Below are 19991 nucleotides of genomic sequence, written 5' to 3'. Positions count from 1 at the left end.
TGACGCCGGCGTGGGAGTCGATGCTGAACGTTCCGCGCGGCGGGTCGATGGCGGCCAAGCGGGCCGACGCCGCTGCGGGCGGGATGCAGCCGGTCATCGTCCACCAGACGATCACCCTGGACGGGAGGGTCGTCGCTCAGCAGATCTTCGACCCGATGCGCAAGGAGATCGCAGGCCGCGGCGGCAACGTCCAGGACGTACTCGGGCGGGGGCGGGGCTGATGGCGTTTCCTGAGACGATCCTCCCGATCCAGGTCGACCTCAGCCTGGACGGCACCACGTGGACGAGCATCACGCCGGACGCGCGCCGCGAGCAGCAGATCCGCATCAGCCGCGGCCGTTCCGACTGGGGGCAGCAGGTCGACCACGGGCGCTGCTCGTTTGCGCTGTCCAACACGGACGGCAAGTACAGCCCCAGGAACCCTGAGTCGCCGTACTACGGGCAGATCGGACGCAACACCCCGTGCCGGGTGTCGGTGCTGTCGGGGGCGGTCGCCGCGCTGGTGCCGGGTGCGGTCGGTGACTTCATCTCCACCCCGGACACCGGCGTCCTCGACATCACCGGCGATCTTGATGTGCGGTTCGACGGGACGCTGGCGAACTGGGTGCTGGCGGACTACACGATCATCGAGGGCGGGTTCGCCGTATCGAGCCGCACCGAGTTGATTGGCAAGAGCACGCTCGGGCAGCGGTCGTGGAACCTGTACGTCCAAGAGGGCTACTTGATGTTGGAGTGGTCGACGGACGGCTCCACCCAGAACACGCAGTCGTCCACTGAACTCCTCCCGGTGCCCGCCTCCGGGCGGTTGGCGGTGCGCGCGACCTTGGATGTGAACAACGGGTTCGGCGGCCATGACGTCGAGTTTTACACCTCGGACAGCATCGACGGGGTGTGGGCGAAGCTCGGCGAGACCGTCACCGGCGCGGGCGCCACGAGCATCTTCTCCGGGTCGGCGCCGGTGCGACTCGCCGACTCGACAAGCACGGTGTACACCGAGGCCATCGGCTACGTCCACGCCGCGGAAATCCGCTCCGGGATCGGCGACGTGGGTACGGTAGTGGCCGACCCGCGGTTCTCCGAGCAGGCATCCGGTACGGCGTCGTTCGCCGACGACGCGGGCCGCACCTGGACGGTCGCGGGCAACACCGAGATCAGCAACAGGAAAATCAGGTTCGTCGGGGAGATCTACTCCTGGAACAGCCGGTGGGAGACCGGCGGCCTCGACGTCGTCTGCGAGGTCGAAGCCGCCGGGCTGCTCCGCAGGCTCGGCCAAGGTGCAGTCCCCGCCAAATCGCCTGTGTACAGGGAGTTCACCGCACCGTCGCGTACGTCGATCGTCGGCTACTGGCCGGGCGAAGACGAAGCGGAGGCCACCGAACTAGCTTCGGCGATCTCCGGGCATCCCGGCCTGCGGATCACGGGCACGGTGACTCCGGCCGCCTACTCGGACTGGGCCGCGTCTGCGCCTCTGCCGGAGATCGGTACGGGGTCGCTGCGGGTCAACATGCCGACCTACACAACGACCAACGACCTGTTCATGCGCCTGTTCGTGCACGTGCCCGCCAGCGGCGTGGTGTCGACGCAGCGCCTGCTGTCGTTCACGACGACCGGCACTGCGCGCACATGGTCCTTGTATGTGACGACGGCCGGATCGCTGGAGCTGGAGGCGTACGACGCCGACGGCGCCACCGTCCTCAACCCCGGTGCTACGGGCTTCGCAGTCAACGGCCTTCGGCAGTCCATCGGTGTCGAGCTCACCCAGAGCGGGGCGAACATCAACTGGTCGGTGTTCGTCCTGGACATCGACGACAGCACGATGGATACGGGGGCCGGCACGTCGGTGTCGGCCACGTTGAACTCGTACACGTTCGGCCGGGTCACGCAGATCCGGTTGGGCGAGGACGCGGCGATGAACGGCACTGCGGTCGGGCATCTCGCGGTGGCCACGTCGAGTACGGCGTTCGCTAACACGCTGGGTCCGATCGTCGGCTGGGACGGCGAGATCGCCGCCTCACGCATCCACCGTCTCGGCTTCGAGGAGGACTTCCACTCGTACGCCACCCGCGTCGGCGACGAACGCATGGGCGTGCAGACCCGCTCCGCCATCCTGGAACTGCTGCGGCAGGCGGAGGGCGTGGACGAAGGCATCTTGTGCGAGCAGCGGGACCTCCTCGGCCTGCGCTACGTCCAGCGCCGCTCCCTCTACAACCAGCTCCCGGACCTGGTCCTCGACTACAGCGCCGACGGTCTCGTCACTCCGCTCGATCCCGTCGAGGACGACCAGGGCCTCACCAACGACGTCACCGTGCAGCGCACGTCCGGCTCGTCGGCGCGGCTGACCCTCGACGAGGGGACTTTGTCGACACAAGCGCCGCCACTGGGTGTGGGCTTGTACGACTCGTCGCACACGCTGCCTCTGTACGACGACACCCAGCCTGCGTTCCATGCGGGCTGGAAATTGCACCTGGGGACGTGGGACGAGCTGCGGTTCCCGGTCGTGACCGTGAACCTGGCCGCGGCCCCTGAGCTCATCGACGATGCGGCGAGCGTCGACATCGGATCGCGCCTTCAGATCGCGAACCCGCCCGCGTGGCTGCCGCCGGACACGATCGACCTGCACGTCCAGGGCTACTCGGAGGTGATGGACCAGTCCACCTGGACGGTCGCGTTCAACTGCACCCCGGCCGGCCCGTACTCGGTGGCGTTTGAGGGGGACGGGATCTATGACCGGGCGGACACGGACGGCAGTGAGCTGGCGGAGGATCTCACCACGACGGAGGCGGCCGCCGATGTGATGGTGACGGAGGGCCCGGTGTGGGTGACGGCCCCGGCCCCGTTGAACAGCAACACGAGTTTTCAGACGGACACGACGGGCTGGTCGGGTTTCGGCGCGACGATCGCCCGGGTGGCGATGCCCGGCAACCCGAAGTTCATCGGGTCGTGGGCGCTGGAGATGATCCCGGACGGGGTGGAGCAGTATCCCAACGCGGGCGGCCAGCAGGTCGCGGTGACGGTGGGCCAGCAGTACACGCTGTCGGGCTGGCTGCGCTGCGCTACCTCTCGGACGGTGGCGTTGAACCTGAACTGGTTCAACGGGGGCGGCTACCTGTCCACATCGTCGAATGACGAGCACGTCATCAAGCACGAGTGGACGTATTTCGAACTCACCGCGACGGCGCCGGTGGGGGCGGTGACCGCGAACGCCGCGGCGACCGTGCCGGACTTTCCGCCGTCGACGGATGTGCTGTGGTGCACGCACGTCATGATCCGGCCCGTGGGCGGTAGCCCTGCGGAGTTTCCTTTCGATGTGCGGGTCGGCGGGGAGGTGGCGCGCGTCATCGGTGTCGAGTCCGCCACGGCGGATACGTTCACGCGCACGGCCAGCGCGTCGACGTGGGGTACTCCCACGAGGGGCAGCGCGTGGGTCAATACCGGCGGCGTGGCGGCCGACCACTACACGACGGGTACGGAGGGCGCTCACCGGCTCACGGCCGTGGACGTGGCCCGCCTGGACTTGACGCCGATCTCGGGTACGGATGCTCTGCTGCAGGCGGATATTGCGACGGCCGCGTTGGCGACGGGCGGCCCGCAGCTGGTGTCGTTGGCGGCACGGGCGGTGGACGGCGACAACTGCTACCTCGCGCAGCTGAGCATCTCGACGGCGCAGGTCATCACCCTGTCGATCCGTAAGCGGGCAGCCGGTGTGGAGACGGAGCTCGGCTCGTACACGACCCGGCTCACCCACTCGGCGTTCGCGTTCTTCCGGCTGCAGTTCCAGGTGATCGGGTCGGCGTTGAAGGCGCGGGTGTGGCCGGTGGCGGGGATGGCGCCGGGCTGGCAGATCGAAGTCACCGAGGGCGCGCTGACCTCGGGCTCGAATGTGGGTTGCCGGTCGGTGAGGCAGACCGCCAACACCAACGCCAACCTGATCGTGTCCTGGGACAACGTCGAGCTGCTGTCCCCCCAGACGTTCACGGTGATCCGCTCCATCAACGGGGTCACGAAAACCCACACGGCCAGCGCAGACCTGCGCTTGGCCTATCCGGCGTACACGTCTCTTTGAGGAGGATGCATGGCTGTCGCAGCGTGGCGCGCCGGAGAACGGATCACCGCTGGCCGCCTGAATGAGATCACCGCGATCTGGGCGGCGTGGACCCCCGTCTGGACCACATCCACGGGCGCGAACACTCCCTCGTTCGGGAATGCGACCGTCACCGGGTCGTATTCGCGGACGGGAAACAACGTCTCTTTCCGTATGGAAATCGCATTCGGTTCCACTACGAGCTTCGGCGGTGGAGGAACGGGCGACAACTGGCGCTTCTCGCTGCCGGTCACGGCCAACGAGACGATGCTGGTCGTGGGGTACGGCGAGCTTCAGGACACGAGTGTCGGGACCAGCCTGGGCCGTGCGGGTGTCCGTGCCCGGATCACGACCACGACCACGATGGAGCTGGAGACAGGCACCGGCCGTCCGGACGCTGTCGCTATCACCAACTCCGGTCTTATTGACGCGGTCAGTCCGTGGACGTGGGCGAACACCGACACCATCAGGATCTTCGGCCAGTACCAGGCAGCGTAGAGGGAGGCCTTCATGGCGACGCAGTGCAAGCTCTACCGCGGCAACGCGACGCAGACCGTCCCGCCCAACACGTGGACGCTGCTCACCTTCGAGAAGGCCATCCGCAACGACCGCGGCATGCAGCGCAGCCTGTCGCTGATCATGCCGCCGTTCGGCGGGGACTTCATCTGGTCCCGCAACATCCGGTGGGCGGCGATCACCTTGCCGGACGGCGACACCCGGCAGCGGCAGTTCATGAGCCGCTTCATCCGCGATCCGCACGGCGACCGCGACGACACCGGCGCCGCCGACCACCCCGTCACACCGGGCCGCAGCTGGGAAACCACCACGTGGCAGTTCGCCGGCCAGGCCAACGAACCGGTCGGCGTCGAGGTGTGGCACGACCACCACGAGCCCTGGGCGGTCGAGCATGCCCAGTTCGCTGGCATGACCTGGGACTACTGAGAGGACTTGACCATGAGTGATCCGTACAGCGGCCGGCACCCCGGTACCTCGCACGTCGCAAAGTACTTCAGCTACGCGCACCTGCCCGCCCACCTGCAGGAGGTGAGCCGTCCGTTCCAGGAGCTCGCCGACCAGATGATCGGCGCGTTGCCGGACGGGCCGGAGTTGACGGCCGGGCTGCGGAAGTTGTTGGAGGCTAAGGACTGCATGGTTCGGGCCGCGGTCGACGCGTTGCCGGAGCGTGTGTGATGGCGACCCCGATGACGGTCACTGAGCGGCTGGCTGCAGACACGGCCGAGGGCCTCACCGTCCACCAGCATCCCGGCTGGAAAACCAACAACCGGGACGATGCGACGGGCAAGAGCTTCGGCCCTGTTGTGGGTGTCCTCATCCACCACACCGCCGGGCACAACGACCGCGAGCTGTGCTTCAACGGGCGTCCCGGCCTACCCGGCCCGCTCTGCCACGACTGGCTGGGCAAGACCACCGGACTGTGGGCGCTCGGCCACGGCCGCGCCAACCACGCCGGCCTCGTCGACGGTGACGTCATCCGGGCGTTGATGGCGGAGAAGTCTCCGCTGCCTCGCGACGATGAGGCGGACACCGACGGCAACGACTGCCTGTACGGGCTGGAGATGGAGAACCGGGGTGACGGGAAGGACCCGTACCCAGTCGACCAGTACTGGAAGGCGGTGCTGTGGGCTGCGGCGCGCTGTCGGTTCCACGGCTGGTCGGAGCGGTCGGTGGCTGGGCACAAGGAGGTTCAGCCGGGGAAGATCGACCCCAGCTTCGACATGGACGTGTTCCGGACGGACGTGCGCCGTCAGCTGGCGGTGAAGCCGGGCGCGAGTCTGCCGGTGCCGCCGACGCCTTCGCGGCCCCGCGTAGATCTGTCGCGGCTCGTGGCTGCGGCGAAGGCGGATCCTCCGGCGCGGCAGGGGCACGTCACGTACATGGCGGGCGTGAACCTCGTCGAGGCGGCGCTGGTTGCGGAGGGGCTGCTGGCGAAGCGGTATGCGGGTGACGGTTCGTATGGGTCGTCGACTCGGGATGCGTACGCGCAGTGGCAACGGCGCCTCGGCTACAGCGGCAGCGCAGCTGATGGCGTCCCTGGGATGACCTCGTTGAAGAAGCTCGGCGCGAAGCACGGCTTCGATGTCGTCGCCTGACGAAAGGAACGGATCATGAAGGTATTCGGCAGAGAACCGGTCGCGATCCTGGCGTTCATCGCCGTCGCCCTCAAGCTCAGCTCGGCCTACGGCTGGGACGTCTCCGCAGAACGGCAGGCCGCCATCATGGTGTTCCTGTCCTGCGTCGTCGCGATCGCCGAGGCTTTCATCCTGAAGAACGGCGCCGCGTTCGCCGCCATCGTCAACTTCGGCCAGGCGGGCATCGCCCTGTTCCTCGCCTTCGGCCTCAACATGTCGGCCGAGCAGCAGGCCCTGTGGATGCTGGCCATCGAGGGCGCCGTCGCGTTCTTCGTACGGCGCGAGGTGACGGCCCCGGTCGCGGCGCTACGGATCGAGCAGTCGAGTCCCATGGACCGCGGCTCGCACGCCAAGGCTGCCTGACCTGTCCCGTGAAGACGCCGTGGGAGAGGTGGTGGCGTGGACGCGGCCATGGTGACGGCTCTGGCCGCTCTCGTGGCCGCGCCGCTGGCCACCGCGGCCGCCATGTACGGCCAGCGCGGCGCCAACCGGGCGACCCGGGAGAGCAACGCAGTGACGGGATTCGACAGCCTGACCGGCCGCCTGGAAGCGCGGCTGGAGAAAGCGGAGGCGAAGGAAGCCGCCGCCGAAGTGCGCGCGGCCACGGCCGAGCTGGAGATCGCGCGCCTGCGACTACTGGTGCAGCAGCTCGGAGGGACCCCGTGACGCGCACGGAGAGGGCTCTGATCCGTAGCCGTCACCTGCTGTGGATTACCGCTGCCCTGCTGTTCCTCGGAGGCGGTGTGCTGCTGTCGCTGTTGCTGATTCAGCGGGAGTCGAGCACGCGGGAGGCTGCGATCGCTGAGGCGAACCTGCGGGGGGAGGCGGTGTCGACGTTGGCGGGGGATGTGCGGGCGCTGCGTGAGCAGGTGAAGGCGGAGGGGAAGACGCCGGTGGCGCCGGATCCGTCACGGGCTGTGGAGGATTTGCCGGATCGGGCGGAGGTGCCGGTGCCGATCCCGGGGCCGCCCGGCCCGAAGGGCGAACCGGGGAGAGTCGGGCCTTCCGGATCTCCGGGCAGTTCTGGAAGCGATGGGAGCGACGGAAGCAGCGGGGCGGACGGGGCCGACTCGACGGTGCCGGGTCCTCAGGGCCCCCAGGGTGCGCCAGGTGCGGACTCCACTGTCCCAGGCCCCCAGGGCGAACGCGGAGAGAAGGGCGACACAGGCGAGCGGGGCCCGGCCGGACCGTCGTGTCCGGACGGCTATTCGTTGCAGGCCCCGGCTGATGATCCGGATGCGTTGGTGTGTCGTCGTGATGGCGCCCCCGACCCGGGCGAGGAGCCGTCGTCTCCGTTGGCTGCCGGGTTGGATCCGCAGCGGCGTGTGTACGCGTGATCTACCAGTCTGGGACGAAGTAGTAGGCCAGAAGTAGTTCAGGCCGCTTCGACGACTTCGGCCCGCGCGGCTGCCACCCACTCCGCGTACAGCTCCTCGTACCGGGCCCGCACATCGCCTGTGAGCTGCACGCGCGGGTCTCCCCGGCCGCCATCCCACAGCGCGCGGATCTCCTCGTTCACGACGGCAGCAGACCGTACGGAACCAGGGCTCACGGGGGTGGAGGGCATAGCCCAAGCCTAACGATCCAAGCCCCGCATCACTCATGGCGGTGGCCGCGAATACCAAGCCCTCACATGAGAATGGTCCCGCCCCATACCCTGACAGTGACGAAGCTGTACAGAGGAGGGGCGAGACCGTGCCTGTAGATGCTACCCCGGACCCATACGCCGACCCGTTGAAGTTCGGCCAGCGAGTCCAAGTCCTCCGCGAACGCCGCGGCATGACCCGCGCCCAACTCGCCGACTTCATCGCCGTATCCCCCCACACCCTCAAAAAGATCGAGAACGGGCAGCAGCAAGCACCCGGCATCGACATGGTGATGCGCATCGCCGAAGCCCTGCGCGTCCGCGACCTCGCCGACCTGACAGGCCTGCCAGAAATGCACGTAGACCTCTTCGTCGGCCCGGGCCATCCCCGCCTCGCCGCCGTGAAGGCAGCCATCGACAGCTTCTCCCTCGGCGCCAGCATCGAGCCCCCGCCGGTCGCCCACCTGGAAGCACGCCTGCACGCGGCGTGGAAAGCACGGCACGGGGCGAAGAACCACCGCGAGGCCATCGGGAAACTGCTGCCCACTTTGATCCGCGACGCCGAGGCCCTCGTACGGCACGCAGACACGGGCAACGAACGCCGCGCCGCGCAGTCTCTCCTCGCGCAGACGTACAGCCTCAGCCAGTTCTTCATCGCCTACCAGCCGGACAGCTCCCTCCTCTGGCGTGTTGCCGAACGCGGCATGGTCGCAGCCCAGGACTCCGGGGACCCGCACGCGATCGGCGTGGCGGCATGGCTGCTGGCGCAGGCCCACCGCGACTCCGGCGCCCGGCACTTCGACGCGGCTGACGCCATCAACTTGGAGGCGGTCCGCTTCCTCGACCCCCTCCTCCCCGACGCGTCCGATGACGTCCTTGCCATCGCGGGCGCGCTGGAATTCGAGCTCGGCTACACGGCGGCCCGCCGGCGGGACACGGGTACGGCGTGGCGGCATTGGGACAAGGCGAACACGATGGCCGACCGTCTGCCGGCCGACTACTACCATCCGATCACTTCGTTCAGCCAGGCCATCATGGGCGCCCACGCGGTGACGGTTGCGGTGGAGTTGCACCAGGGCGGCGAGTCCGTACGGCAGGCGGCCCGGGCCGACACGACGGTCATCAAGTCGAAGCCGCGACGGGCCCGGCACCGGATCGAGGAGGCCCGCGGCTACCAGTTGGACGGGCAGCCGGACGTTGCGATCGCCACCCTGCAGAAGGCGTACGAGGCGGCTCCGGACACGATTCGGTACAACGGCTATGCGCGCCGGATCATTTTGGAGGAGGCGGAGTCGAAGCAGGCTCAGCGGCGGCGGCGTGCGTCGGAGTTGGCGGTGGAGGTCGGGATCCTCGCGGCGTAGGGGACCGGATTCCGGTCCTCGGTGGGGTTCGGGGGCCTTTACGTTCTCGTGTGTGAGACGGATCACCACGACCGCGGGGAGCTCGCCGTGAGCACCAGAGAAACCGAAGCCCAGCCCGACAGCCTCACCGAGCTGATCGAGGAAGGCTTAGCCGCGGCCGGGATTCTGCCCACCCACCTCCGCGTGACCCAGCTCGACGAGCAGTTGCGTGTGGAGATAGAGCGTCTGATCCCGGTCGTGCAGGAGCAGGCCGACCAGCTGAACAAGGGCACGACGGACTGGTACCTGCAGCAGCGTGTCGTCGACGACGCGAAGCGGACCCTCCAGGACGGGCCCGGCAACGGCCTCCGGTCGGCGGCTATGCAGGTGCGCGAGCTGGCCCGGCAGTGCGGTGCACTCGCCCGGTATGCGGTCTCGCCAGGAGACGGCCGGTGAAAATCTGTGGACGCTGCGACCGGTCGATCCGGGACGGCGAGAAGTACACGACGCACACCATCGCCGGGTCCAGCTACGGGGGCGACACCGTGTACCGGCACGTCGACCCGTGTACGCCGGTGCCGATCCAGACGTCGCAGGACTCGATACCCCACTGACCCCCGTGCCCGGTGTGGTCCGCGTGCCGGGCTTGCGGGAGAGCGGCCGCCTTGTCGTCCCCGGGCGGCCGCTCGTCATCTCACGAGGTCGGCGAGCGGGATGTCGCAGGCGTCGGCGATGAGCAGTAAGTCGACGAGCGTCGGCACGGATGCCGCAACCTCGTACCGGTGGATCGTCTTGTGGTCGCGGCCGACGCGCTCTCCGAGCTGGAGCTGGGAGAGGCCTGCGTGACGGCGGGCGGTGCGGATGGCTTCCCCGATCTGCCGGCGGCGGGGCGGTACCCAGTCGGGCATGGGATCGAGTGGCACGCGACAACGTTTGAACGATCTTGCTTCAGAGTCTTTACCGGGCCAGGTAAATCTTGCGATCTTGGGTAGTCGCAGGTGGAGCACCTGTCGACCTTTACGTACAGCTGAACAGCGTGTAGTCAGAACGCACCCCGTGCGAATAGAACACAGGCCCATGCCGTGTGCACACACTCGCGGCATGTTGTGTTCCGCACTCCAGTGGAGAACGCCTCTGCTACCCCAAGGCCGACGCCGCCCCGGACCCTGCCGGCGTCACGAACGGCCGTCCGCCCGTCGTGAGCACCCCCTTGTCGACGGGCGGATGGTCTATGTCCGAACACGGTTGAATAATGTTCAAACTCGCTCGAATGAGTGACAGATGCGCCCGTGACAGTTGCACGGTGCACGCGTTGGATTGAGTGGCCAGGGTGGGGACTTGTCCGCCTCCCCGGGTGGCTGCCCCACCCTGGTTCACGCAGAGCGGCCCCTGACGTGCGTACGTCGGGGGCCGCTCGCCGTATCCCATGGGGAACAGATGGGGAATAGATCTTGCAGACTGAGGCCAGCTCGGGCTAACTAAAGCTGACTAGAGCTACAACCCGCCGCCCATCAGCCAAGGTGAGCCGCTGACCTGCCGAATTCCCCACGGGATGCCTGACAGAAGATGTCAGTGAAGCGGCCCTAGCGTCCTCTCATGACCTCCAAGAGCCCCGAGAGCCCCGAGACCTCGAAGAACTTCATGGAGAAGCTGCTGACCGTGCCGCCGCCCATCGAGGTGGCGGGGCGGCGGATCAAGCGCTACCACGTGACCACCGACCCGGGGGGCATCGCGCCCGACGTCCAGGAGGCGGCGTACGCGATGCTGCCCAAGCTGCTGCCCGAACCGGACGGCACGCCGCCCGCGACGTTCGTCGTGTTGCACCGGGGCGCCGACGACGGCGCCTACCTGAACGTGTACAGCTGGGTGTGGGACAACGTCCTGCACTTCAAGGGTGCCTCGGCGGGTCAGCCGGTGCTCGGCTGTCCGGACCGCGACCCGACGCACTTCATCGCCCCCGACCTGCCGTGGATCGGCTGTGTCTGGGAGCTGCCGCCGATCCTGCACGAACGCGACGCCTGGGTACGGCACATGCTCGCGCCCGACGCCCCCGACCTCGACGCCTACATGGCCGACTGCCTGCCCGAGGGCACGACTGGAGACCGTTCATGAGCACGCCGCACGACTTCGACTTCTTCGTCGGCGAGTGGGACGTGGCCCATCACCGCCGCACCGACTTCCTGGACGCCGGGAGCGAATGGGAGGAGTTCCCGGCCACGAACCGTTGCTGGAGCCTGTTCGACGGGGCAGGCAACATCGACGAGATGGACGTGCCCGGCCAGGGATGGAAGGGGCTGACCCTGCGGCTGCGCGACCGCGAGACCGGGCAGTGGTCGCTGAACTGGTCCAGCAGTCGCAGTGGCCGGCTGTTCCCACCCGTGATCGGCCAATTCACGGACGGGCGAGGCGAGTTCTACGGCGATGACACACACGATGGCAAGGACGTACGCGTGCGGTTCGTGTGGTTGGGGATCTCGGCGACAACAGCCCGCTGGGAGCAGGCGTTCTCCGTGGACGGCGAGAAGACGTGGGTGACCAACTGGGTCATGGACTTCACCCGCCGGCTCGGGGCGAACTCATCGCCTGCCCCGGCTTCCGGAACGCCCGCAGCTTGAACTTCGGGTCGGGGCGCGGGACATGCTGGTCCGGGAGCTGTTCCAGGCGTTGCGCGAGTTTCTCGGTGAGGGGCGCGCCCGGGGGCAGCAGTGTGTACCAGCCGCGCCGTACGTCGGCGGCGGCCCGTGCCGGGGCCCGGCCCTGGCCGTAGCCGCGGAAGCACGCCCGGCCCGCCGGGATCAGGGCGTGCCGGTCGGCGAAGGACCCCACGAGGTCGTCGCGGTCACGGGCCGCGCGGCGCGGGCGCGGGGCCATCACGGCGTCGATGTCGCTGCGGACGTCGTGCGAGGCGGCCTTGTCGACGGTCGTGACGAAGACACCGCCGGGCCGCAGCACCCGGGCCGCCTCGGCGACGACCCGCTCCGCGTCGTCCAGCAGGTGCAGCAGCCAGACGGCCGTTACGGCGCCGAACGAGGCGTCGGGAAAGGGGAGTTGGCGGGTGTCCGCGAGGACCACGCGGCCGGGTACGCGCTCGGCGGCCCGCCGCAGCATGCCGTACGCCGCGTCGGCGCCCGCAACGTCGAGACCGGCCTCCGCGAGCCGGCGCGTCACGATGCCGGTGCCGCAGGCGATGTCGAGGAGGTTGCCCGTGCCCTCGGGGATCAGTCCGAGCACGGCGCTCGCGGCCGCGGCGGCACGGGGTTCGCCGCCGCGGGACACGTCGTACCGCTCGGCTTCCTTGTCGTAGTCGAACACCAGTGGGCTCAATGTGCGCCGTGCCCGGCGGCGAGGTCCTCGACCCGGCGTGCCAGGTCGAAGTCCAGCTCGGTGACGGCTCCGCCCACACTGTGCGTGTTCACAGTGAGGGAGACGGTGTGGTAACCGAGCGTGAGGTCGGAGTGGTGGTCCAGCTCGTCCTGCACCTGGGCGATGTGCACGACCAGCGCAGCCGCCGCGAAGTGCGAGCCGAGCCGGTAGGAGCGGGCGAGCCGGTCTCCGTCCAGGGACCAGCCGGGCAGCTCCGCGAGCCGGTCCTCGATCTCCTTCTGCGACAGCGGTGCAGGGGGCATGATCGCGCTCCTTCCATGACGTCCGGATCTCTTCAGCGTGCCACAGTCCGGCCGTCCCGTCCCTGGTCAGGCGCGTTCGGCGCAACGGGCGGGGTAGGCATTCGGCCGCTCGGCGGCTCATCGACTCCCGGGGCGCGCATCGACTACGGTCGGTGCATGACCGCCGCCGCGTCCGCATCCCCGTCCACCAGTACGTCGGCTGCCACGTCCGCCAAGGGTGTCGGTCCGCTGCTGCGCGGCTGGCGGGAGCAGCGTCGGGTCAGCCAGCTGGAGCTGGCCCTGCGGGCCGGGTCGTCGGCGCGGCACATCAGCTTCGTCGAGACGGGCCGCTCCCGGCCGAGCGAGGAGATGGTGCTGCGGCTGGCCGAGCACCTGGACGTGCCCGTGCGGGACCGCAACGCCCTTCTGCTGGCGGCCGGTTACGCGCCCCGCTACCCCGAGACCCCGCTCGACGATCCGGCGCTGGACGCGTTGCGCGAGGGTGTGGAGCGGCTGATCCAGGGCTACGAGCCCTATCCGGCGTTCGTGGTGGACGCGACGTACAACGTGGTCGCCGCCAACCGGGGCATCGCGATGCTGCTGGACACCGTCCCCGAGCACCTCCTCGCCCCGCCGCTGAACGCGATGCGGCTGACGCTGCACCCGGAGGGTCTGGCGCCGAGAATCCGCAATCTGCGGGAGTGGCGCGGCCATCTGCTGGCCCAGATGGAGCGGGACATCGCCCTGCGGCGTTCCGAGCCGCTGCGCGCGCTGCACGAGGAGGTGGCGGCGTATCCGTATCCCTCGGAGGGCTCTCCCGGGAGCGAGAACGAGAGCGACGAGGGGCCCGGGGAGATCGTCCCCCACTTCGCCCTGCCGATGCAGATCGAGCACGACGGACGGGTGCTGTCCTTCATCTCGTCCATCTCGACGTTCAACACGCCCATGGACGTGACCGTCGCCGAGCTGGCCATCGAGACACTGCTCCCGGCCGACCCGGCGACGGTCAAGTACCTTCAGTCGCTGATGTCCTGAGAGGCAGTCAGCCTGAGAGGCCCCGGCGGCCTCCGCCCGTACCGCCGCCCGGCACGTCCCGCACGGCTCGCAGCGCCACGTGCTGCGCCAGCGCGAATCCCGCAACGGTCAGTGCCTGCAAAGGAATCCACACGGCGCCCGCGGTGCTCGGCGACAGCCACACGGCGAGCGCGACGAAACTCAGCACCGCCCAGGCGAGGTTGGTCTCGATCACGGCCCGTACCGGGAGGGCCGTCGGCTGTCGGCGCGAGGCCAGCCACGCGACACCCGCCGCGTACACCGTGAGAACCAGGCCGAGGGCGAGCAGCAGCCCCGAGTCGACATCGAACAGCCGCCCCAGCGGTCCGGACGCGACGAGGTAGGCGACGCCGTTCACGCCGGTCACCGCCGCGTCGAGCGCCAGGAAGCGGAGCAGCATGGTCTGCGGCTCGGTGGTGCGGGCCAGGGCGGCGAACTGGGTTGCGGACATGGCGGATCACCCTCCGTCGAGGTCGTGGCGGAATAGTGGGACCCGGCTCCCGGACCGAAGTGCGCCGGCCCGGAAACCGGTACACCCACCATGACGTGCGCCCCGGGTGGCGGTCGATTACCGCCGAGGTAATGACAACGCTCCGGATCAGGTGAGGGTTGAGCGGGAACATGGCACACTTCTGGCCATGCTCGGCGCTTGGGGAGGCGTGGCGTGAGTGAAAGGCGTCCTGCGCCGACCGTGGGGCAGGTGGTGCTGGGTAGACGGCTGCAGGAGTTGCGCGAGGCGTCCGGTCTGAAACGGGACGAGGCCGCGCGGATCCTGCGGGTCACGGGCGCGACCATCCGCCGGATGGAGATGGCCGAGGTCGCGCTGAAGATTCCCTACGTCCAGGTGCTCCTGTCGACGTACGGCGTGCCCGACGAAGAGATCGCGGCGTTCGTCCGGCTGACCGAGGAGGCGAACCAGCCGGGCTGGTGGCAGCGCTTCCACGACGTCCTGCCGGACTGGTTCAGCATGCATGTGAGCCTGGAGGGCGCGGCCTCGATCATCCGGTCGTACGAGCCGCACTTCGTGCCCGGGCTGCTGCAGACCGAGGACTACGCGCGTGCGGTCCTGGAGGCGGGCACGGTCGGGCAGACCGGGCCCGCGGAGATCGAGCGCCATGTGTCCCTGCGGATGGCCCGGCAGAAGCTGCTGACAGGGGAGAACCCGCCCCACCTCTGGGTGATCATGGAGGAAACGGTCCTGCGGCGGCCGGTCAGTATCCGCTCCGAGGTGATGGCGGAGCAGCTCGACCATCTGCTGGAGGCCGTGGAGAGCGACCGCGTCACGCTGCAGATCGCCGAGTTCGCGTCCGGGCCGCATCCGGGGACGTACGCGCCGTTCGTGCTGTTCCGCTTCGCTGAGCCGGAGCTGCCGGACATGGTCTACACCGAGTATCTGACCGGGGCGCTGTACCTCGACTCTCGCAACGAGGTGGCTGCGCACCTGGAGGTGCTGGACCATATGACTACCGGGGCGGCGAGCGCACGGCGGACCGCGGATCTGATTCGGGCGCGGCGGGCCGATTTCTAGAGGGCTCGCCTGTTGGTCGTCGGCTGACGGCCGTCGTGGGCTGGTCGCGCAGTTCCCCGCGCCCCTAGGTGGGTGGGGGCTGCTGTTGTTTGTCGGGTGACGGCCGTCGGTGGCTGGGCGCGCAGTTCCCCGCGCCCCTGAGGGGCGGCCCTCAGGGGCGAGGCGTCATCAGGTCGGGGTGTCCTTTGTGGTGTTGCCGGGCTTGCCCTCCGTCGGGTCCTTCTCGTCGTCGACGATTTCCGCGTCGACCACGCCCTCCTCGTCGTTCGGTGGGGCCTGTTCGGTGGGTGGCTGGTCCTGTGGGGGTGACTGCTGGGCCTGGGCGTACATGGCCTGGCCCATCTTCTGGCTGACGGTGGCGAGTTTCTCGACGCCGGTGCGCAGGGTGTTCGTGTCCGTGGTCTCCCGCTGCTCCAGGAGGGCCCTCAGTTCGGCGATCGCGGACTCGACCTCTGTCTTCGTGTCGTCGGACGGGATGCGCTCTTCGTTCTCGCGGATGAACTTCTCGGTCTGGTAGACGAGTTGCTCGGCCTGGTTACGGGTCTCCGCGGCCTCCCGGCGACTCCTGTCCTCGTCGGCGTACTGCTCGGCCTCGCGCATCATGCGGTCGATGTCGTCCTTGGGGAGCGCCGATCCGCCCGTGACGGTCATCTTCTGTTCGCGGCCGGTGGCGAGGTCCTTCGCCGAGACGTGCATGATGCCGTTGGCGTCGATGTCGAAGGCGACCTCGATCTGCGGGACCCCGCGGGGCGAGGGCGGCAGGCCGGTGAGGTCGAAGACGCCCAGCTTCTTGTTGTAGGCGGCGATTTCGCGCTCGCCCTGGAAGACCTGGATGCCGACCGAGGGCTGGTTGTCCGTTGCGGTGGTGAAGATCTCCGAACGCCTCGTGGGAATGGTCGTGTTGCGCTCGATGAGCTTGGTCATGATGCCGCCCTTGGTCTCGATGCCCAGGGACAGCGGGGTGACGTCGAGGAGCAGCACGTCCTTCACGTCGCCGCGGATGACGCCCGCCTGGAGGGCCGCACCGAGGGCCACGACCTCGTCCGGGTTGACGCCCTTGTGCGGGTCCTTGCCGGTGAGTTCCTTCACCAGCTCGGTCACCGCGGGCATCCGGGTGGAGCCGCCGACGAGGATGACGTGGTCGACCACCGAGAGCTTCACGCCCGCGTCCTTGACCGCCTGGTGGAAGGGGTTCTTGCAGCGGTCGAGCAAGTCGGCGGTGAGCTCCTGGAACTGAGCGCGCGTCAGTTTTTCGTCGAGGTGCAGCGGGCCCTCGGCGGAGGCGGTGATGTAGGGCAGGTTGATGGACGTCTCGGTGGACGAGGACAGCTCGATCTTGGCCTTCTCCGCGCCCTCGCGCAGCCGCTGGAGCGCCATCTTGTCCTGGCCGAGGTCGATGCCGTACGAGCCCTTGAAGTGTTTGACGAGGTGCTCGACGATCCGGTGGTCCCAGTCGTCGCCGCCCAGTTGGGTGTCGCCGTTGGTGGCCTTGACCTCGATGACGCCGTCGCCGATCTCCAGCAGCGAGACGTCGAAGGTGCCGCCGCCCAGGTCGAAGACGAGGACGGTCTGCTCCTCGCCGCGGTCGAGTCCGTACGCGAGGGCCGCGGCCGTGGGTTCGTTGATGATCCGCAGGACCTTGAGGCCCGCGATCTCGCCGGCCTCCTTGGTGGCCTGGCGCTGGGTGTCGTCGAAGTACGCGGGCACGGTGATCACCGCGTCGGTGACGTCCTCGCCGAGATACGCCTCGGCGTCCCGCTTCAGTTTCTGGAGCACGCGCGCCGACAGTTCCTGCGCGCGGTAGCGGGTGCCGTCGACCGTGCCGCTCTCGGGGAACCGCCAACTCGGATCGCCCATATGGCGTTTGACGGAGCGCGCGGTGCGCTCGACGTTCGTCACGGCCTGCCGTTTGGCGACCTCACCCACCAGGACCTCGTTGTTCTTGGCGAAGGCCACCACCGAGGGGGTGGTGCGTGCGCCCTCGGCGTTGGCGACGACCGTGGGCTCACCCCCTTCCAGAACAGCCACCACCGAGTTGGTGGTACCGAGATCGATCCCGACCGCACGTGCCATGTCCGTCCCCTTCCGCCCGGGCCCTAACGCCTACCATCACAAAACTTGAGTGCCTTCCTGTCAATGGGGCGGATACCCAAGTCGCCCCCGGACAACCACGGCCGGGCAGGCCGGCCGCCACTGACCAGCCCGGACATGCCGATGCCGCGCCCCTCGCGTGGCGGGCGCGGCATGGTCGTACGTACGGGCGGTCAGGCGAGCTTGGCCGACAGCGTGATCGTCGTGCCGGTCAGCGCCTGGCTGACGGGGCAGTTCTTCTTGGCGTCCTCGGCGGCCGCGACGAACGCGTCCTCCTCGATGCCCGGCACGGTGCCCTCCACCGTGAGGTGGATGCCCGTGATGCCCTCGCCCGGCTGGAAGGTGACGTCGGCGGAGGTGGTGAGCTTGGTGGCCGGAGTGCCGGCCCCGGCCAGGGCGTGCGAGAACGCCATGGAGAAGCAGCTGGAGTGCGCGGCGGCGATCAGCTCTTCGGGGCTGGTCTTGCCGTTCGCGTCCTGGGAGCGCGACGCCCAAGTCACGGGCTGCTGCGCGATGGCGCCGGAGGAGTCGAAGCTGACGACTCCGTTGCCCTCGAGCAGGTTGCCTTCCCAGACAGTGTGTGCGGAGCGCGTGGTTGCCACGATGAATCCCTTTCGATCAGGTCCCGGTTTTGGGGTCCGTAGCACTATCCGATCACACTCGGGCTCAGCGCACGCGAAAGACGGGCCCACGTGCGGTGAACGGCAGGGAAGAACCCTGCGGGATCAGATAGGCGTGCTCGCGCCGGATGCGCAGGACGTCGCACCACCCGTCCGTGATGACCAGGATCGGGGCGCCCGGCGGGAAGTCCTCGGCGCGGTGCAGCAGGTCGACGCCGGGCTGGAGGACGGTGCCGCCGCGACCGTGGACGCGTACCCGGCCCGCGATCTCCGTGACGGGGAGGAAGCCCGCGTCGTGCGGGGCCGCGTCGCAGAAGACGACCCGGGCGGCCGGTACGTCACGGGCCTCGGCGTACGAGGCGATGGCGCCCAGTGCCTTGCCGAGGAGGGTGCGGTCCATGGAGCCGGAGGTGTCGAGGACGACGCCGAAGGTGCAGCGGGCGATCTCCTCGGGCGGGAAGTAGCGTCCGGCGCGCGGGATGTCGGGGGTGGCCGCCTGGCGGCGGGCCGGGCGCGCGTAGGTCCGTAGCGGCTCGGGGCGGGGCACGAACTCGTCGAACCAGCGGGCGAGTTGGGCGTCCCAGGGCAGCGGCGGGTGGCTGAGCGCGCGGATCTCCTCCACCAGTCCGCCGGGCAGGAAGCCTCGGCTCTGCTGCTGGTGCAGGTCGAGGCCGCCCGCGAGGCCGCGGCGGTAGAACTCGTCGAGGTCCACGTAGTCGCGCGGCGAGCCGAGCGGGCCGCCGAGGATGTCGCCGACGCCCTTGCCGCGCAGGGTGGCGAGCCGTCGCATGCGGCGCAGGTCGGTGGCGAGCCGGTCGTAGACCTCCTCGGCGGAGAGGTCCTTCAACTCCTGGTCGTACAGCAGCCCTTCGGGCATCGTGCCGACCTGCATCTCGACCAGCCAGCCATTGATGACGTAGTCGCAGGCGACGTTGAAGAGGTACGGGTCGCGGGCTCCGCAGCGGTCGCCGTGGCGCAGCGCGGCGTGCAGCATCTCGTGCGCGAGGACGAACCGCCATTCCTCGTCGTCGAGTTGGAGCAGCGGGTTGATGTAGATCTCGGCCGCTCCGGCGTCGACCGCGGCGACGGAGATGCCGTGCGCGCGGGCGAGTTCGGCGTCCGCGACGATCGTGATGCCCGCCGCGATGCCGCCGAGGAGGGGGTAGGAGGAGACGAACCAGCTCAGCGCCCGCTCCCAGGGCTGCCGCGGGGTGACACCGCCGCGCATCGAGTCGCGGCGGCCGCCCGCCATGTCCATCGCGGTGGCCACCGTGCGGGCCAGCGCGTGGGCGAAGGCGAGCTGCCAGTCCGGCGGCCGGCCGCCGAGCCAGCTGTCCCAGGGCACCAGGAGCTGGTCCGGCTCGGGACCCGCCGTGCCGCAGCGCTCGTACATGGCCGGGATGCCGTCGCGGCGCCAGCGTGCGGCGAGTTGCTCCTCGTCGCCGTCGGGGTACGACATCGGCAGGTCCGCGGGGGTCCGGCCGATCGGGAAGCCCAGCAGGAAGCGGTTGACGACGACGCAGCGGGCGGCGACGTCGAACCGGTCGGGCTGGGCGCGCAGGCCCGTCGCCGCCGTGACATGGCCGAAGCCGAGATGCAGGGCGCCGTGCGCGACCGCCCAGGCCCACTCGACGGGGTCGGCCCGGCGCTTGGGGTGGACGTGCAGCACGCCGTCGGAGTCGACGCGCACGAGTCCGTCGTCCGGCGCCTCCTCGCAGTCCTCCTGACGGCAGGTGCTGAACCCGATGGCGGCCAGCGCACGGTTGGCCCGCACCAGCCGCATCCCCTCGGCGAACGCCTCCGCGGCCAGGTCCTTCTTCTTGGGCTGCTCCTGATTGCGCGTACGGCTCATCGCGGGGCCGCCTGCCGCCGGGCGGACGGGGCAGGTGCCGAGGTTCGGCGGCGGGTCCCGGGCCGCAGCGCACCGGACGAACGCGC

23 protein-coding genes are annotated in these 19991 nt (G+C 69.2%); 15 read left to right on the top strand and 8 right to left on the bottom strand.

What is annotated here, in order from left to right:
- The 8 genes from O3Q52_RS26045 to O3Q52_RS26010 form a co-directional block, all read left to right on the top strand.
- Positions 1-221: hypothetical protein (locus O3Q52_RS26045; RefSeq protein ID WP_269651169.1), on the top strand; the 221-nt coding region annotated here is incomplete at its 5' end.
- Positions 221-4063 carry a hypothetical protein gene (locus tag O3Q52_RS26040; protein ID WP_269651168.1) on the top strand — a complete coding sequence of 1281 codons (3843 nt, stop codon included), beginning with the start codon at positions 221-223 and terminating at the stop codon, positions 4061-4063. The genes O3Q52_RS26045 and O3Q52_RS26040, both read left to right, overlap by 1 nt.
- 192 nt (positions 4064-4255) lie before the next feature.
- Entirely contained in the window at positions 4256-4579 is a 324-nt protein-coding gene (locus tag O3Q52_RS26035) for a hypothetical protein (protein ID WP_269651167.1), read from the top strand.
- Positions 4580-4591: 12 nt separating this feature from the next.
- Positions 4592-5023, top strand: coding sequence for a hypothetical protein (locus O3Q52_RS26030; protein ID WP_269651166.1), 432 nt, complete (start codon positions 4592-4594; stop codon positions 5021-5023).
- 12 nt (positions 5024-5035) lie between these two features.
- Positions 5036-5272: a hypothetical protein gene (locus O3Q52_RS26025; RefSeq protein WP_269651165.1), complete on the top strand. Its 237-nt coding sequence runs from the start codon at positions 5036-5038 to the stop codon at positions 5270-5272.
- 11 nt (positions 5273-5283) lie between these two features.
- The gene (locus tag O3Q52_RS26020) at positions 5284-6192 is read left to right on the top strand and encodes an N-acetylmuramoyl-L-alanine amidase (protein WP_332112943.1); all 909 of its coding nucleotides are present in this window, start codon (positions 5284-5286) and stop codon (positions 6190-6192) included.
- Positions 6193-6207: 15 nt separating this feature from the next.
- Positions 6208-6594 carry a hypothetical protein gene (locus tag O3Q52_RS26015; protein ID WP_269651163.1) on the top strand — a complete coding sequence of 129 codons (387 nt, stop codon included), beginning with the start codon at positions 6208-6210 and terminating at the stop codon, positions 6592-6594.
- Between the two features lie 48 nt (positions 6595-6642).
- Positions 6643-6897: a hypothetical protein gene (locus O3Q52_RS26010; RefSeq protein ID WP_269651162.1), complete on the top strand. Its 255-nt coding sequence runs from the start codon at positions 6643-6645 to the stop codon at positions 6895-6897.
- Positions 6898-7606: 709 nt separating this feature from the next.
- Here O3Q52_RS26010 and O3Q52_RS26005 read toward each other — a convergent pair.
- Entirely contained in the window at positions 7607-7798 is a 192-nt protein-coding gene (locus tag O3Q52_RS26005; RefSeq protein WP_269651161.1) for a hypothetical protein, read from the bottom strand.
- 128 nt (positions 7799-7926) lie between these two features.
- Between O3Q52_RS26005 and O3Q52_RS26000 the strand changes: the two genes are divergently transcribed.
- The 3 genes from O3Q52_RS26000 (at position 7927) to O3Q52_RS25990 (ending at position 9770) form a co-directional block, all read left to right on the top strand.
- Positions 7927-9177 (top strand): helix-turn-helix transcriptional regulator, encoded by a 1251-nt coding sequence (locus O3Q52_RS26000; protein ID WP_269651160.1) that lies wholly within the window; start codon positions 7927-7929, stop codon positions 9175-9177.
- 87 nt (positions 9178-9264) lie between these two features.
- On the top strand, positions 9265-9612 hold the full coding sequence (locus tag O3Q52_RS25995) for a DUF6415 family natural product biosynthesis protein (RefSeq protein ID WP_269651159.1): 348 nt from the start codon (positions 9265-9267) through the stop codon (positions 9610-9612).
- Positions 9609-9770, top strand: a complete 162-nt coding sequence (locus O3Q52_RS25990; RefSeq protein ID WP_269651158.1) for a hypothetical protein — start codon at positions 9609-9611, stop codon at positions 9768-9770. Before O3Q52_RS25995 ends, O3Q52_RS25990 begins: the two co-directional genes overlap by 4 nt.
- 75 nt (positions 9771-9845) lie before the next feature.
- Here the strand turns inward: O3Q52_RS25990 and O3Q52_RS25985 are convergent, their stop codons facing one another.
- A complete protein-coding gene (locus tag O3Q52_RS25985; RefSeq protein ID WP_269651157.1) occupies positions 9846-10079 on the bottom strand; it encodes a helix-turn-helix domain-containing protein in 234 nt (77 codons plus the stop codon).
- A gap of 718 nt (positions 10080-10797) precedes the next feature.
- Between O3Q52_RS25985 and O3Q52_RS25980 the strand changes: the two genes are divergently transcribed.
- Together O3Q52_RS25980 and O3Q52_RS25975 are read left to right on the top strand one after the other, a co-directional pair.
- Positions 10798-11268 carry a hypothetical protein gene (locus tag O3Q52_RS25980; protein WP_269651171.1) on the top strand — a complete coding sequence of 157 codons (471 nt, stop codon included), beginning with the start codon at positions 10798-10800 and terminating at the stop codon, positions 11266-11268.
- On the top strand, positions 11265-11771 hold the full coding sequence (locus tag O3Q52_RS25975; RefSeq protein ID WP_269651156.1) for a hypothetical protein: 507 nt from the start codon (positions 11265-11267) through the stop codon (positions 11769-11771). The genes O3Q52_RS25980 and O3Q52_RS25975 overlap by 4 nt, the downstream gene beginning before the upstream one ends.
- Here O3Q52_RS25975 and O3Q52_RS25970 read toward each other — a convergent pair.
- Positions 11710-12468: a class I SAM-dependent methyltransferase gene (locus O3Q52_RS25970; protein WP_269651155.1), complete on the bottom strand. Its 759-nt coding sequence runs from the start codon at positions 12466-12468 to the stop codon at positions 11710-11712. The genes O3Q52_RS25975 and O3Q52_RS25970 overlap by 62 nt on opposite strands.
- Before the next feature lie 8 nt (positions 12469-12476).
- Positions 12477-12782 carry a 4a-hydroxytetrahydrobiopterin dehydratase gene (locus O3Q52_RS25965; protein WP_269651154.1) on the bottom strand — a complete coding sequence of 102 codons (306 nt, stop codon included), beginning with the start codon at positions 12780-12782 and terminating at the stop codon, positions 12477-12479.
- Between the two features lie 156 nt (positions 12783-12938).
- On the opposite strand from O3Q52_RS25965, the gene O3Q52_RS25960 reads away from it, so the two are divergent.
- On the top strand, positions 12939-13796 hold the full coding sequence (locus O3Q52_RS25960; protein ID WP_269651153.1) for a helix-turn-helix domain-containing protein: 858 nt from the start codon (positions 12939-12941) through the stop codon (positions 13794-13796).
- A gap of 7 nt (positions 13797-13803) precedes the next feature.
- Here O3Q52_RS25960 and O3Q52_RS25955 read toward each other — a convergent pair whose 3' ends face one another.
- The gene (locus O3Q52_RS25955) at positions 13804-14265 is read right to left on the bottom strand and encodes a hypothetical protein (protein WP_269651152.1); all 462 of its coding nucleotides are present in this window, start codon (positions 14263-14265) and stop codon (positions 13804-13806) included.
- 213 nt (positions 14266-14478) lie between these two features.
- On the opposite strand from O3Q52_RS25955, the gene O3Q52_RS25950 reads away from it, so the two are divergent.
- Complete coding sequence (locus O3Q52_RS25950) at positions 14479-15342, top strand: helix-turn-helix transcriptional regulator (RefSeq protein ID WP_269651151.1); 864 nt, start codon at positions 14479-14481, stop codon at positions 15340-15342.
- Positions 15343-15510: 168 nt separating this feature from the next.
- Here O3Q52_RS25950 and dnaK read toward each other — a convergent pair whose 3' ends face one another.
- The 3 genes from dnaK to O3Q52_RS25935 form a co-directional block, all read right to left on the bottom strand.
- Positions 15511-17415, bottom strand: coding sequence for a molecular chaperone DnaK (gene dnaK, locus O3Q52_RS25945; protein WP_269651150.1), 1905 nt, complete (start codon positions 17413-17415; stop codon positions 15511-15513).
- Positions 17416-17606: 191 nt separating this feature from the next.
- Positions 17607-18035, bottom strand: a complete 429-nt coding sequence (locus O3Q52_RS25940) for an OsmC family protein (RefSeq protein ID WP_143640927.1) — start codon at positions 18033-18035, stop codon at positions 17607-17609.
- A gap of 64 nt (positions 18036-18099) precedes the next feature.
- On the bottom strand, positions 18100-19905 hold the full coding sequence (locus tag O3Q52_RS25935) for a hypothetical protein (RefSeq protein WP_269651170.1): 1806 nt from the start codon (positions 19903-19905) through the stop codon (positions 18100-18102).
- Between the last annotated feature and the right edge of the window lie 86 nt (positions 19906-19991).

Source organism: Streptomyces sp. ActVer (assembly GCF_027270795.1).
GTDB classification, from domain to species: domain Bacteria; phylum Actinomycetota; class Actinomycetes; order Streptomycetales; family Streptomycetaceae; genus Streptomyces; species Streptomyces umbrinus_A.
Note: the sequence above shows the minus strand (reverse complement) of the source record. Positions and strands in the feature narration are given on the sequence as shown.

What these genes read in the sequence shown, in the direction of transcription:
- O3Q52_RS26040 (WP_269651168.1), top strand. Translation starts at nt 221, where the DNA reads ATGGCGTTTCCTGAGACGATCCTCCCGATCCAGGTCGACCTCAGCCTG.
- O3Q52_RS26035 (WP_269651167.1), top strand. Translation starts at nt 4,256, where the DNA reads ATGGAAATCGCATTCGGTTCCACTACGAGCTTCGGCGGTGGAGGAACG.
- O3Q52_RS26030 (WP_269651166.1), top strand. Translation starts at nt 4,592, where the DNA reads ATGGCGACGCAGTGCAAGCTCTACCGCGGCAACGCGACGCAGACCGTC.
- O3Q52_RS26025 (WP_269651165.1), top strand. Translation starts at nt 5,036, where the DNA reads ATGAGTGATCCGTACAGCGGCCGGCACCCCGGTACCTCGCACGTCGCA.
- O3Q52_RS26020 (WP_332112943.1), top strand. Translation starts at nt 5,284, where the DNA reads ATGACGGTCACTGAGCGGCTGGCTGCAGACACGGCCGAGGGCCTCACC.
- O3Q52_RS26015 (WP_269651163.1), top strand. Translation starts at nt 6,208, where the DNA reads ATGAAGGTATTCGGCAGAGAACCGGTCGCGATCCTGGCGTTCATCGCC.
- O3Q52_RS26010 (WP_269651162.1), top strand. Translation starts at nt 6,643, where the DNA reads ATGGTGACGGCTCTGGCCGCTCTCGTGGCCGCGCCGCTGGCCACCGCG.
- O3Q52_RS26005 (WP_269651161.1), bottom strand. Translation starts at nt 7,798, where the DNA reads ATGCCCTCCACCCCCGTGAGCCCTGGTTCCGTACGGTCTGCTGCCGTC.
- O3Q52_RS25980 (WP_269651171.1), top strand. Translation starts at nt 10,798, where the DNA reads ATGGAGAAGCTGCTGACCGTGCCGCCGCCCATCGAGGTGGCGGGGCGG.
- O3Q52_RS25975 (WP_269651156.1), top strand. Translation starts at nt 11,265, where the DNA reads ATGAGCACGCCGCACGACTTCGACTTCTTCGTCGGCGAGTGGGACGTG.
- O3Q52_RS25965 (WP_269651154.1), bottom strand. Translation starts at nt 12,782, where the DNA reads ATGCCCCCTGCACCGCTGTCGCAGAAGGAGATCGAGGACCGGCTCGCG.
- O3Q52_RS25960 (WP_269651153.1), top strand. Translation starts at nt 12,939, where the DNA reads ATGACCGCCGCCGCGTCCGCATCCCCGTCCACCAGTACGTCGGCTGCC.
- O3Q52_RS25955 (WP_269651152.1), bottom strand. Translation starts at nt 14,265, where the DNA reads ATGTCCGCAACCCAGTTCGCCGCCCTGGCCCGCACCACCGAGCCGCAG.
- dnaK (WP_269651150.1), bottom strand. Translation starts at nt 17,415, where the DNA reads ATGGCACGTGCGGTCGGGATCGATCTCGGTACCACCAACTCGGTGGTG.
- O3Q52_RS25935 (WP_269651170.1), bottom strand. Translation starts at nt 19,905, where the DNA reads ATGAGCCGTACGCGCAATCAGGAGCAGCCCAAGAAGAAGGACCTGGCC.